Raw genomic sequence first — 13,229 nt, forward strand, 5'->3', positions numbered from 1 at the left:
GCAATGAATTTACTTATATTTTTTCAGAATTTGAGGTAATCGACACTCAAAATTATGTATTTCGAAATCTGATAGCAGTATTACTCATCAATTAAAATCTCCAGTAGTTGTATGGCGGCTTCGCTTATTTTAGTCCCGGGACCAAAAACAGCTACCGCGCCGGCATCAAATAGATATTGATAATCCTGCGATGGGATGACGCCACCTACGATCACCATAATGTCTTCACGACCTAAGCTTTTAAGTTCCTCTAAGACCTGGGGTACTAAAGTTTTATGCCCGGCAGCTAAAGAAGAAACTCCAAGGATATGCACATCATTTTCTACCGCTTGTTTAGCCGCTTCTTTAGGAGTTTGAAAAAGCGGACCAATATCCACATCAAAACCTACATCAGCATAAGCTGTGGCCACAACTTTTGCACCGCGATCATGCCCATCCTGTCCCATCTTTGCAATCATAATTCTGGGTCGGCGCCCATCCTGCTCGGCAAATTTATCTGCGAGTTCTCTGGCTTTTTTAAAAAATTGATTGTCTTTCATTTCTTTAGAATACACTCCGCTGAATGATTGGATTTTTGCTTTATATCGTCCAAAAACTTCTGCCAGGGCATCGCTTATTTCACCTAAAGTAGCTCTTTTTCGGGCCGCTTCAACAGCTAAAGCTAGTAAGTTTCCTTCATCTGATTTTGCAGCCTTAGTAAGATTTTTAAGCGCTTTTTCAACCTCAGTTTGGTTTCTTTCAGCCTTAATTTTTTCTAAGCGTGCAATTTGCTGACTGCGTACTGTTTGATTATCTACTTCCAGGGTGACCAGTTCATCTTCTTTTTGTAAACGGTATTTATTGGTTCCCACGATGATATCGGTTTCATTATCAATTCTGGCCTGTTTTCTGGCAGCGGCCTCTTCGATACGCATTTTCGGAATTCCGGCTTCAATTGCTTTGGTCATTCCGCCCAGGTCTTCAACTTCTTCAATTAATTTCCAGGCTTTTTCAGCAATAGCATTTGTTAAGCTTTCAACATAATAACTTCCGGCCCATGGATCTACCGTCCTGGTGATGGAGGTTTCCTGCTGAAGATGTAATTGTGTGTTTCTGGCAATTCGGGCTGAAAAATCTGTTGGCAATGCAATGGCTTCATCTAAAGCGTTGGTATGTAAGCTTTGTGTACCTCCAAAAGCTGCCGCTGCCGCTTCTATAGACGTACGCGCCACATTATTAAACGGATCCTGCTCGGTTAAACTCCAACCACTGGTTTGTGAATGTGTTCTTAGCGATAGACTTTTTGGATTTTTAGGATTGAATTGCTTTACCAGCTTTGCCCAAAGCATCCTGGCCGCGCGCATTTTTGCGATTTCCATAAAGTGATTCATCCCAATGGCCCAAAAGAACGAAAGTCGGGGTGCGAAACTATCGATATCCATTCCGGCTTCCAGACCTTTTCTAATATATTCCAGTCCGTCGGCAAGTGTATACGCCAGTTCAATATCACAGGTAGCACCGGCTTCCTGCATATGATAGCCGGAAATACTAATACTGTTGAATTTTGGCATATGCTGCGAGGTATATTCAAAAATATCAGCAATGATTTTCATGGAAGGAGTAGGAGGGTAGATATATGTATTTCTTACCATAAACTCCTTTAAAATGTCATTTTGGATGGTTCCTGATAGCTGTGCGGGTTTTACACCCTGCTCTTCAGCAGCAACAATATAAAATGCGAGGATAGGTAATACGGCACCGTTCATGGTCATGGAAACCGACATTTTATCGAGTGGAATCTGATCGAAAAGTATTTTCATATCCTCAACCGAATCGATGGCGACCCCGGCCTTTCCCACATCGCCCACCACGCGTTCATGATCACTATCGTAACCGCGATGCGTTGGCAGATCGAAAGCTACTGAAAGTCCTTTTTGCCCTGCGGCTAAATTTCTTCGATAAAAGGCATTACTTTCTTCAGCGGTAGAGAAACCTGCGTATTGTCTAATCGTCCAGGGACGTTGTACATACATGGTACTATAAGGGCCGCGAAGAAAGGGAGAGGTTCCCGCAATAAAATTAAGATGTTCAAAATTTTCTATATCTTCTTTAAAATACGAAGATTTGATATTGATTTCTTCGGGAGTTTCATAAGTCGAAATTGTAGATTTTGAACTTATTTTTTTATCGATTAACTGTAAATCTTTAAGGTTTTTTCTTCCCATGACTTATGCGTTTACAGTTTTTTCGGTTTTCAATCGTTGCTCTTCCAGTTTTTCACTTAATCGCCGCTCTAAAATCGGTTCGATCAAAGTTTTACGCGGATTCTTTTTTAGAAAAGGATACAACTGAATTTCCTGCTGCATTTTATCGGCTGTATTTTGGTATTTATTGGTGCCGATTAAAACCAATTCACCATTATCGAATTTCTCCTGTTCTTTTTCAGCCGATTCTTTTATTTTTTTCTGAATAACACTGTCTTTCAGTTGTTTTAAAAATCCGCCTCCGTTTTCAATATCTTTAAAGATGGCCAGTGCTTTTTCGGCAAACTGTTCGGTTAAGTTTTCGATATAATATGCACCTTCCGCAGCATTTTTTACTTTGTTTAGATGTGCTTCATACTTCATAATTAAAAGCTGATTGCGGGCAATTCGATTTCCAAACTCATTATTTTTATGATATACCGCGTCATAGGGCATATTAAAAATAGCATCTGCACCGCCCAAAACCGCACTCATACTTTCAGTGGTGGTGCGTAAAAGGTTGACGTTATAATCGTACAGTGTTTTATTGCGCTTTGAAGGCTGGGCCAGAATAAAAATTTCTTGCTGAAAGCCATAGGTTTCAGCTAAACTTGCAAAAAGCCATCTTAAGGCTCTGATTTTAGCAATCTCGAAAAAGTAATTTGGGCCAACAGCGACCAGGAATTGAAGTTTTAAGTTTTTCTTTATAGTTGCTGACAGAAAATTAACTTCGTTTATATGATTTAGATATTCATTGGCATGTGCCATAGCATAGGCTAATTGCTGCGGAATGGTTGCGCCAGCATTTTGATACAACATGCTATCTACGGAAATAACCGACTCGAAATTGGGTGAATTTTGAAAAAGTTTATCTAAAATTTTATGATCATTTTCTAAGTTAGAAAACCAGTTTCCTGAAGCGGCCAAATTCCCGATAATATCGATTTGAAGGTATACTTTTGCATTTTTATTTTGGAAAAAATTACGCAAACCTTTTAGGAAATCCTCAGACAGAAAAGTGAATTTCAGATAAATAGGAGTAGAGCGAAAATCGAAGTTTTTAAATAGTTTGTCAAGATTTGTTTCTTCTGATGAGATTATGAACCAGATACTTTCAGCTCCTTTTTCGATTAATTTTAAAGCGCGATAATTACTTTTTTCTTCAGAAACTACGTAAATCTGGTCACAAATAGACCAGTCTTTACTGGAATTTACCTGTAAACTTTCAATTTGGTCGTCCTGATGATAAAATGGCCTAATGTCGATACCATCCAAGGTATGCGTCACTAAATGTTGATAATCCAGACCGTCCAGTTCAAATTGAATTTGCTGTTTCCATTGTTTTGCAGAAACTTCATCAAAATCCTGAAATAATGATTGCTTCATAATAGGTGTGGTTTTAGGAAAACAAGTGGAAAATGCCCAATCTTAATCTACCGTATCGTATTCGATAATATAGATTTCTTCGTTAGGGCGTTTCATATAATATTTTTGGCGCGCGAATTTTTCTAATTCTATAGAGTCACCCAAGGTGCCGATAATGGCTTTATCCCTAGAAATTTCCTTTTGGTAATATTCCTTGTTTTCTTTAAGCTCGTTAATTTCCTGGTTAAGTTCATGATGTATAAACCAGGAATTACTATCTAAAAAGAACATCCAGATTGCAAATATAAGGCCCAGCAATACATATTTATTGCTAAGGATTTTAAACCATGTTTTACTGCGAAGTTCTTTTAATTTCATTGGTTTAAATATACAAAATTAGAACAAGCGATCTTTGATAATTGTCTGAACGATATCAACAGCTACCGTATTATAGCGATTGGTAGGGATAATAATATCGGCAAATTCTTTGGTAGGTTCTATAAACTGGTTATGCATAGGTTTTAGCGTAGTTTGGTAACGCCAAAGTACTTCTTCTAAATCACGGCCGCGATCTGCGATATCTCTTTTAAGACGACGTATTAAACGCTCATCGCTATCGGCATGCACATAGATCTTGATATCGAACATATCACGAATATCGGCATGGGCAAGAATAAGAATCCCTTCTACGATCACTACTTTACGGGGGTGAACTTCGATAAATTCTCCCGTCCTGTTATGTTCTTTAAAAGAATATACCGGCTGCATCACATTTTTACCGGCTTTTAAGTCTTTTAGGTGAGCGACCAATAGCTCGAAATCTATAGATTTTGGATGGTCAAAATTTATTTTTTTACGTTCTTCGAAGCTAAGATGACTGGTATCCATATAATAGGAATCCTGAGATATCACATCTACTTCTTCATTTTTTAATTCGTCGATTATCTGATTTACAACGGTAGTCTTACCACTACCGGTACCTCCGGCAATTCCAATTATAAGCATCTAAAAAAATTTGGGGCAAATTTAATTATTTGCCCCAAAAAATAAATGTTATTCAGGTTTTTCTACTGCGGCAACTTCTTCTTCGGTTACCATATCATCAATTTTATTGCTCCAGGAGTTCATTACATAATTAAGTGCATCTGCAACTTCCTGATCGCTTAAGCCCATAGGAGTCATGACGTTATCGTATTCTTTACCGTTTACGGTAATAGGCCCCTGCATACCATATTTTACACCACGAATACTTTCTGTGCGTTTTTCTTTTAACCAGTTAGACCCGTCTAATGGAGGGTAAGTTCCCGGGATTCCTTGTCCTGTGGGTAGGTGACAGGTCACACAAAGTTGGGAGTATATTTTTTTTCCTCTGGCGATACTTTCGTCTAAAGGTGTTTTTTGAGCTGAACCGTTATCTGCCGGGATGGTATAGGTTTCTTCCTCTTCAGTAGTTTCCTGTTTTTTGTCTGACTTACAGGCCATCGCTCCCAGAATCACGGCAATACTTAATAACTTTTTCATTTTTGATCGTTTGTGTTTAATTCTAATTTATGCTGTTTTTTTACTAATTTCAATACGCCTTTTCCTTCTACGCCAAGATAGATATTTCCATCGGGTCCTTCAACAACTTCTCGTAATCTTCCTACTTTTTCAACCAATTTCTCTCGTTTAGTAATTTTCTTTCCGTCTAAAATCAAAAGTTCCAGATACTGAAATTTAAGGGAGCCTGCTAATAAGTTTCCTTTTAGGTCGGGATATTTTTCGGAAGTAACATAAGCAAATCCGCTTGGAGCGATTGAAGGTAACCAGTAAAAGATAGGATCTTCGAATTCTGGCCTGCTACGCTCTTCGGTAATAGGAGTTCCGTCATAATTTTCACCATAGGTTACTACCGGCCATCCATAATTTGCTCCGGCTTTTACTACATTTATTTCATCTCCGCCTTGTGGGCCATGTTCATGAACCCAAATTTCACCGGTTTCAGGATTTAAGATCATTCCCTGTGGATTGCGATGTCCATAAGAATAAATAGCTTCTTTGGCATTTTCCTTTCCTACAAAGGGATTGTCCTGCGGAATACTTCCGTCATCATTTAAGCGATAAACTTTACCATTATCTCTTGTGATATCCTGTGGATTTTCATCACGAGCACCACGTTCTCCGGCTGAGAAGTAAAGATATCCTTCTTTATCGAAAGCTATCCTGGATCCAAAATGTTGTCCTTTAGTGGTGTTTGGCCCGGCTTTATAGAGTACTTCTATGTTGGTAAGTTGGCTACCATTGATTTTTGCTCTGGCTATTGCGGTATTTCCCCCTTCGCCTTCGCCTTCAGAGGAGGCATAGGTAAAATAAATCCATCCATTGTTAGCATAATCTGGATGAACGGCAATATCTAATAGTCCGCCCTGTCCACGCACATAGACTTCAGGAACATTAGAAAGTTTTTGTTTTTTGCCGTCTTTAAAATGGTAAATTTCGCCAGATTTATCGGTAATCAGCATGCTTTGATCTGGTAAGAAATCGATACCCCAGGGGATAGGAATTCCTTCTACGACTACTTCAGTGGTATAAGTATCATTGGTTTCGGCCGGGATAGGTTCTGGTACCTCCTGTTTGGAAAGCTCTGGAGATTCATTGGTATCCTGAGCATCTGCAGTATCCGTTTTTTTATCGTTTTGGCCACAGGAAATCAGCAGCAGCGCCATTCCCAGAGTAGTGAAAAGTTTTTTCATAGTTAGGTGTTATGAGATTGGTTGTAATTTAATGGATTAAAAACTATTTATCGAACTAATATATAAAAAATCTGAACTTTCCATTGTAGTGGTAAAAGAATTATTATATTTGCACCCGCAATCACAAATAATGATTGTGTAACGGGGTGTAGCGTAGCCCGGTCATCGCGCCTGCTTTGGGAGCAGGAGGTCGCAGGTTCGAATCCTGCCACCCCGACTTTAACAAGTTATATTTTAACATAATTAAAGGGTAATTATATGGTTTTCATATAGTTGCCCTTTCTTTTTTGCTCAAATTTTAACAAACAGTGTTAAATTTTATGTGAGTTCACCGTGAGTTCACTGGGAATTTGTGAGTTTATCGTGAGTTATTTTTTTGTATTTTTAGCTTACCGATACTCCATAATTGCGTATTGGTAGTTTGACTTTCGCCTTAATTAATTGTTTCATTAAAATAACATAACGATGCGTACCAGTCAAACCTTTTCCATTTCTTTTTTTATTCGCAAAAAGAAAAAGCAACCAGCCTTAGCCCTCCTCTATGCCCGAATCACCGTTAACGGTAAATCATTAGAAATAAGTTTAAAACGAACTATTCCGGTAGACAAGTGGAACCAATCAGCCAGTAAACTTACCGGTAACACTTCTGAAAGTCGGCAGATCAATAAAAAGATTGATGAAACCAAAGCGCAATTATATAAAACCTATGATAGCCTTTTAAAAGAAGGACTGCTGGTAACCACACAAACAGTCAAAGCTAGATACCTGGGTAGTGACCAGCAACATTATACGCTTACCTATTTGATTAACTATCACAAAGAAAAGATGGATAAGGTGTTAAAATATGGTACCATGAAAAATTATACGACTACGGAAAATTACCTAAAAGATTATTTAAAAGCCCAGCATCATACTTCAGATGTTTATCTAAAGCAAATTGATTACCAGTTTACCCTGGGATTTGAAAGTTATTTACGTGTTTTGCCGGGCCTTCAAAATAATGGAGTAATGAAGCATATGGAGCGGTTCAAAAAACTAATGCGCCTGGCCGAACATTTAGATTGGATTGAAAAGAACCCCACCAAAAGGTTCAAGCTACGCTTTGATCAGGTGGATATGGTTTATTTAAACAAGACCGAGCTGGAAAAGATCAAAAACGAAGAGTTTGAAAAACCGGTATTAACTATTAACCGGGATATTTTTGTTTTTGCCTGTTATACCGGGCTGGCTTATGCTGATGCCAAAGCCTTAAATAAAAACAATTTGCAAATTGGAGTGGATGGCAATAAATGGATTTATACCCGAAGGAGTAAAACGAATACTGCTGTGAGAGTTCCATTACTCGCAGAGGCGGAACGAATTCTAAAAAGATATAAGACTCATCCTAAAATAGACGGAACGGAAAAATTGCTACCGGTTTATTCCAACCAGAAAACCAACCAGTATTTAAAAGAAATAGCTAAAGAGGTGAAAATAAAAAAACAACTGAGTTTTCATACCGCCAGGCATACTTTTGCCACAACGATAACTTTAGCTAATGGCGTTCCCATAGAAACAGTTTCCAAGCTTTTAGGCCATACCAAATTATCCACTACACAGATCTATGCACGAGTAATTGATTCTAAAATTTCTAATGATATTGATAATTTAAGAGAAAAGTTGAACGATGAAAAAACAGAAATGGTAACAGACCGTACCTTTTATTTATAAACCTTTATTAATAGAGACTTTGTAATAGTCTTGTTTCAAGGTCACCAATTCGGATTCAAGTTTTTTGTTCAAATTTTGTTTTCAAATACTGAAGAAAGTAGAAACTACTTCTAAAATAGCTTATATCTTTATTTGTCGCAGAATTTCTTCGAAACTGGGTGGATCATTTCAGGTCTAGGAATTTTGATCAACCTATTAATAAAAATTAACCTATTTGATATCCTTAAAATCCTTTGTTTTTTCCATTTTAGCTTCTATTTACCGGAAGCCGTTGAGAGCAAAGTATTTGGTCATAAATTTATCACCAATCCAAATTTATCTTTTAAAAAACTTTTGTCCGTTATACTGAGAAACTTTGGGGGCTTTGATTCAGCTGTTATTGTTTTGGTTGCCGATCATATTTTTTTATTTGCCAATGGATTTTGAGATCGAACTGAAGCGAAGAAGATATTGCTCAGCCAGTATTTCTACAGAATTAATTTCTTAATTTGTATTTATTATGAAATTACTGATTGTAGAAGATGAACCGTACCTGTTAAAAAGCCTTGAGGATTTCGCGGCCAAAGAAGGCTATTTATATGATTCGGCAGGCAACTTTCAAACAGCCCAAGAACGTGTTTATTTATACGATTATGACTGTCTAATTCTAGACATTAATTTACCGGATGGCAGTGGGTTCGAAATTCTTGAAATTCTTAAAAAAGAAGATAAGACTGATGGTGTTATTATTCTTTCTGCAAGAGATTCCCTAGATGATAAGTTAACTGGCCTCGAATTAGGAGCTGATGATTACCTGATAAAACCATTTTATTTTTCAGAACTTAATGCCCGGATAAAAGCCGTCATTCGTAGGAAACAGTTTAAAACCAATAAGCCTATCCGCTTTGCCAATATGGTAATAGATCTAGGCCAATACCTAGTGAGAATAGATAACTTTTCTACGCCAATCTCATTTACTAAAAAAGAATATGCTATACTCATCCACCTCATTAACAATAATAAACGTATTATTTCTAAAATGGCGCTCGCAGAGTACGTATGGGGTGATTATGTAGATGAGGCCCAGAGTTTTGATTTTTTGTTTTCTCAGATTAAGAACCTCAAACGAAAGCTGAAAGATGCCGGGGCACAAGTAGAAATAAATAACATCTATGGGGTAGGTTATCAAATTCAGGCTTTATGAAGCTGCTTACCTACACATCCCGCCTTCAAATGCTGTATTTCCTCGTCTTGTTCGGGATTTTTTCGATATTGTTTTATTTGGTACTTAGCTGGAATGTACTTCAAAATGTAGATGAAGTGTTGAACAACCGCAAAGTCAACTTGCTAGCTTATCTAGAAGAAAATCCTGAAGCTCCTTTTAAAGAGGATAACCCACTAGACGATTTTACCTTTTTTCCTGTTGAAAAGAAGGTGTTTCAGGAAAGCTATGAAAGCTACACTGACACTCTTATTTATGAGCCTGTTGATGATGAGTTTGATGAGTACCGAAAGCTTACAGCTTATGTGAAATTACACAATAATAACTACCGGCTGGAAATTATAAAGCCACATCTGGAAGCGGGAGAAATGATAGGTACCATTGCCATTACACTCGGCAGCCTATTTATGGGCTTGGCGCTTTCTTTTTACTTAACCCAACGTATTATCTCCAAAAAAATATGGAAATCGTTTTTTGAAATGCTCGAAAGGCTCCGGCTCTTGCGCTTTGATAAAGAGAAAATGCCCGAATTACCATCTACAAATATTGATGAGTTCCGGATGCTGAATGAAGCTGTGAATGAGCTGGTCCGAAAAAATACTGAAGTCTTTCAAAGCCAAAAGCAATTTATTGAAAACGCTTCACATGAAATGCAAACGCCCTTGTCCATTATCCAGTCAAGGCTGGAAGCACTCATTGGGCAGGCTGAACTTTCAAAGAAGCAGGCGGAAATTATTGAAGGCATTATCGGTTCAACACAACGCTTAAAAAAACTGAGTAAAACTCTGTTGCTCTTATCTAAAATCGAAAACCGGCAGTTTATCCTTTCGGAACAGGTTGATATTCAAACAATTTTATGCCGATCCATGGAATTTTATGAAGAACATAAAGCCGCCTTGAATATATCGGTGAAAGCCGAAACACGAGATAGTTTGAAAGTGCAGGGAAATATTATGCTTACGGAGATACTGATACAGAACCTACTTAAAAACGCCTTTCTGCATAATATTGAGAATGGAATGGTAAGCGTTCAAATAATGGAAAACAAGCTCATTATTGCCAATACCGGGCAAAAGCAAGAAATAGGAAAAGTATTTGAGAAGGATAAATTGTTCAACCGTTTTTACAAACAATCCAGGAATCCCAATACTTGGGGGTTGGGATTAGCCATTGCTCTAAAGGTAGCTGAAACGAGTGGATGGGGACTTCATTATTATAAAGAAGAAGGATTGCACATTTTTGAAGTGAATTTCGGGTAACCAATCAGCTTCCCAAATTTCTACAGATTCCATTCATATACTTGCATTTAATAAAATCATGAAACTATAATGAACAGAGCCGGGAACCAAATCATTCTTATTTTGCTTTTATCCTTTTTAACCCCTAAAATTGTTTTTTCACAGGTAGAAAATAAAGAAACAAATTATCCTAAGATAAAAAACTATTTTAGTATTATGCATCCTATTGCCACTATAACAAAAGACGGGAATCACTTTAATTTTGATGGCAGTTATACAGTAGGCTTTCCAGTTGGTATAAATTTTCTTCAGAGCGACAAAATAGCTTACAGTATCGAGTTTGCACCTATGATTTCTTTTAATGATCGTGCGAGTAGGGTAACCGGATTACTTTTTCACCCAGGTGTTATCTACCGAAACATTGGAGGTTTTAATTTTTTAACCAGGCTTGCATTCAATACCAACGGCCGTTATGGTTAGACCTATAATTAAAAAGGAAAAAGTAACTTATTTCCTCGCTACGCCCATTCCGTTTAGATTCGGCAATGATTTACCTTTTTCAGTAACTTTTGGTTTTCAAGTTGGAATAGCATTTTAATCATATAAAAGAAAAAATTATGGACAGAAAAGATTTTTTAAGGAACTCAGCAATTTTAGGTGGAGCAACCATACTCCCTACTAACAATGTATTTTCGCAGAATGTGACTGAAAATGGAATAGATAAGTTGGTCGACAAAAACGGTAACTTTATCCAGAAATCACTTCCTTACAACAAAACATTTTTGGAACCACATATGGACGAAGAAACCCTTCACTTACACTATGAGTTTCATCATGGTGGAGCAGTTAAAGGTGCAAACAAAGATTTGATTAAAATAAAAGAACACCTAAAATCAGGAGATTTAGACCAGGTTGATTTGTGGACACGCAAACTGGCGTATCATTTTTCAAGCCACGTGCTACATACCATTTTCTGGACAAACCTTTCCAATAAAAAAACACAGCCCAAAGCAGAACTATTGAAACAGATAGAAAAAGATTTCGGCTCATTTGAAAAGCTCCAGGTATATATAGCAAAAGTATCTAAAGGCGTAGAAGGAAGCGGCTGGGGTATTTTGGGTTATCAACCCTTTTCCCGATCGCTAACCATCTTGCAATGTGAGAATCATCAGAAACTGACCCAGTGGGGCGTGATTCCGTTATTGGTTATTGATGTGTGGGAACATGCATATTATTTGAAACACAAAAATAAAAGAGGGGATTTTGTCGATACGATTTTAAATATCATTAATTGGGATAATGTAGCAGAACGATATAATAAGGCCATAAAAATTGTTTAATGGAGCAATTACCCTTTAAAGAAGCCATAAAAGTATGGATTAGAGTAGCCATTTATAGCTTTGGTGGACCTGCCGGGCAGATTGCGGTGATGCATAAAATTCTGGTCGAAGAAAAAAAATGGATAAGTGAGGACCGCTTTTTACATGCGCTCAATTACTGTATGCTGCTGCCTGGGCCGGAAGCCCAGCAGCTGGCCACGTATATTGGGTGGTTGCTGCATAGGACGAAAGGGGGGGTAACTGCAGGTATTTTATTTGTAATACCTGGATTTGTTTCAATACTAATTCTCAGTATTCTTTACGCTGCTTACAGAGATGTTGGTATTGTCGAAGCTATATTCTTCGGTATTAAACCTGCCGTCTTAGCCATAGTTGTTGGAGCCGTCATTAAAATAGGTAAAAAGGCCATCAAAAATGAGCTCATGTTTGTTTTGGCGGCTTTGGCCTTTATAGCTATATTTTTCTTTGAGGTAGATTTTCCTTATATAATAATAGCAGCGGGATTGACAGGTTTTATTGGCGGAAAACTTTGGGAAGAAAAATTCCATGTCATTAAAGGGCATAGATTAGCTGAAGAACATAAAGACAAGGACAATAATGAAAATACATTGATTGACAGCAAAATACAACCTGTAAAGCCGTCTTTAAAAAAAACATTCAAGACTATTTTTATTTTCCTAACGCTATGGTCTTTACCACTATTGATCCTTGGACTGGTGATTGGGGTCGAAAACATTTTCTTCTCGGAAGGCTTATTTTTCAGTAAAACGGCCGTTCTAACTTTCGGAGGGGCTTATGCTGTATTAGCCTATATCGCTCAAAAAGCGGTTGAAGATTATGGCTGGTTACAATCCGGTGAAATGTTGGATGGACTGGGTATGGCCGAAACTACGCCGGGTCCGCTGATACAGGTGGTACAGTTCGTAGGCTTCATGGGGGCCTATAGATTAAGCGGCTCTCTCGATCCTCTAACAGCTGGAATTTTAGCTTCCCTGATGGTTACCTGGGTTACCTTTGTACCTTGCTTTCTATTCATTTTTACAGGCGCTCCTTATATAGAATACCTACGGGGCAATAAAAGTTTAACCACTGCACTATCAGGAATTACAGCTGCCGTAGTAGGGGTTGTACTTAATCTGGGTGTCTGGTTTGCAATCCACACCCTTTTCTCTGAGGTTAACGAAAAATATCTGTACGGAGCAAGGTGGTTGATTCCCGAATGGAGCACAGTTAATATTGGATCATTAATTATTGCTCTAATAGCCTCTTTTGTATATTTCATTTTGAAATGGGATATGTTGAAAACTATCCTGATCAGTGTTTTATCAGGTATCATCTATTTCTTCATATTTAAGGAATTAGGTTGATTATGTGCTGTAACCCTATTGTCGATAACAGCATGATAACAAAGGATATGGCAC

Annotated in this window: 12 protein-coding genes and 1 tRNA gene; 7 read left to right on the forward strand and 6 right to left on the reverse strand. The window is 37.7% G+C overall.

The features are described from left to right. Positions 1–80: 80 nt before the first annotated feature. Genes scpA through ZPR_RS07030 form a run of 6 tightly spaced genes read right to left on the reverse strand, consistent with a single transcriptional unit; the run spans position 81 to position 6,319 of the window. Complete coding sequence (gene scpA, locus ZPR_RS07005; RefSeq protein WP_013070957.1) at positions 81–2,204, reverse strand: methylmalonyl-CoA mutase; 2,124 nt, start codon at positions 2,202–2,204, stop codon at positions 81–83. Positions 2,205–2,207: 3 nt separating this feature from the next. After that, the gene (locus ZPR_RS07010) at positions 2,208–3,608 is read right to left on the reverse strand and encodes a methylmalonyl-CoA mutase subunit beta (protein WP_013070958.1); all 1,401 of its coding nucleotides are present in this window, start codon (positions 3,606–3,608) and stop codon (positions 2,208–2,210) included. Positions 3,609–3,650: 42 nt separating this feature from the next. Next, positions 3,651–3,965: an FtsB family cell division protein gene (locus ZPR_RS07015; RefSeq protein WP_013070959.1), complete on the reverse strand. Its 315-nt coding sequence runs from the start codon at positions 3,963–3,965 to the stop codon at positions 3,651–3,653. 18 nt (positions 3,966–3,983) lie between these two features. Next, the gene (udk, locus tag ZPR_RS07020; protein ID WP_013070960.1) at positions 3,984–4,592 is read right to left on the reverse strand and encodes a uridine kinase; all 609 of its coding nucleotides are present in this window, start codon (positions 4,590–4,592) and stop codon (positions 3,984–3,986) included. A gap of 48 nt (positions 4,593–4,640) precedes the next feature. Further along, positions 4,641–5,108, reverse strand: a complete 468-nt coding sequence (locus tag ZPR_RS07025) for a c-type cytochrome (RefSeq protein ID WP_013070961.1) — start codon at positions 5,106–5,108, stop codon at positions 4,641–4,643. Beyond that, on the reverse strand, positions 5,105–6,319 hold the full coding sequence (locus tag ZPR_RS07030; RefSeq protein ID WP_013070962.1) for a PQQ-dependent sugar dehydrogenase: 1,215 nt from the start codon (positions 6,317–6,319) through the stop codon (positions 5,105–5,107). The genes ZPR_RS07025 and ZPR_RS07030 overlap by 4 nt, the downstream gene beginning before the upstream one ends. A 142-nt stretch (positions 6,320–6,461) precedes the next feature. Between ZPR_RS07030 and ZPR_RS07035 the strand changes: the two genes are divergently transcribed. From ZPR_RS07035 to chrA, 7 genes are all read left to right on the forward strand, one after another. Beyond that, a tRNA-Pro gene (locus ZPR_RS07035) sits at positions 6,462–6,536 on the forward strand. Positions 6,537–6,784: 248 nt separating this feature from the next. Then, positions 6,785–8,029 carry a site-specific integrase gene (locus tag ZPR_RS07040; protein ID WP_008615538.1) on the forward strand — a complete coding sequence of 415 codons (1,245 nt, stop codon included), beginning with the start codon at positions 6,785–6,787 and terminating at the stop codon, positions 8,027–8,029. Positions 8,030–8,528: 499 nt separating this feature from the next. Beyond that, positions 8,529–9,212 (forward strand): response regulator transcription factor, encoded by a 684-nt coding sequence (locus tag ZPR_RS07050; RefSeq protein ID WP_008615540.1) that lies wholly within the window; start codon positions 8,529–8,531, stop codon positions 9,210–9,212. Further along, positions 9,209–10,489: a sensor histidine kinase gene (locus ZPR_RS07055; protein ID WP_008615542.1), complete on the forward strand. Its 1,281-nt coding sequence runs from the start codon at positions 9,209–9,211 to the stop codon at positions 10,487–10,489. Before ZPR_RS07050 ends, ZPR_RS07055 begins: the two co-directional genes overlap by 4 nt. 69 nt (positions 10,490–10,558) lie before the next feature. Next, positions 10,559–10,948, forward strand: coding sequence for a hypothetical protein (locus tag ZPR_RS07060; protein ID WP_008615543.1), 390 nt, complete (start codon positions 10,559–10,561; stop codon positions 10,946–10,948). 137 nt (positions 10,949–11,085) lie between these two features. Continuing rightward, positions 11,086–11,808, forward strand: a complete 723-nt coding sequence (locus ZPR_RS07065; protein WP_008615545.1) for a superoxide dismutase — start codon at positions 11,086–11,088, stop codon at positions 11,806–11,808. Beyond that, the gene (gene chrA / locus ZPR_RS07070; protein WP_008615548.1) at positions 11,808–13,175 is read left to right on the forward strand and encodes a chromate efflux transporter; all 1,368 of its coding nucleotides are present in this window, start codon (positions 11,808–11,810) and stop codon (positions 13,173–13,175) included. Before ZPR_RS07065 ends, chrA begins: the two co-directional genes overlap by 1 nt. Positions 13,176–13,229: the final 54 nt, after the last annotated feature.

The sequence above is a fragment of the Zunongwangia profunda SM-A87 genome, assembly GCF_000023465.1.
GTDB classification, from domain to species: Bacteria; Bacteroidota; Bacteroidia; order Flavobacteriales; family Flavobacteriaceae; genus Zunongwangia; species Zunongwangia profunda.